This is a genomic window from Streptococcus sp. KR (genome assembly GCF_002238115.1).
GTDB lineage: Bacteria > Bacillota > Bacilli > Lactobacillales > Streptococcaceae > Streptococcus.
Genome location: NZ_NGVM01000388.1, coordinates 1 through 213, shown reverse-complemented (window position 1 = coordinate 213; position 213 = coordinate 1). Strand labels below are relative to the sequence as shown.

The following is a 213-nucleotide window of genomic DNA, read 5'->3' as shown; positions in this document are numbered from 1 at the left end:
CTCCCAAACGTCCGACAAATTGATTATTCCATGTTACTGTGCTCAGCTTTGGCAGCATCATTCGAAACGTGATCCCGACGACTCAGCTTGAGACATAAAACATCCAAAGTAATGTGAACACTTTGATCAAACAAAGTACTCAACAACTGGATGGATTTAACCCCATCACCGGCTTTGGTAGCGCCAGGAACCACGATAACTGCATCCCCAAGC

The 213-nt window shown here is 45.5% G+C and carries 1 pseudogene; it reads right to left on the bottom strand.

Features of this window, described 5'->3' with window-relative positions:
* Positions 1-23 precede the first annotated feature (23 nt).
* Positions 24-213: pseudogene (locus tag CBI42_RS12400) on the bottom strand (6-phospho-3-hexuloisomerase); the annotation flags it as partial.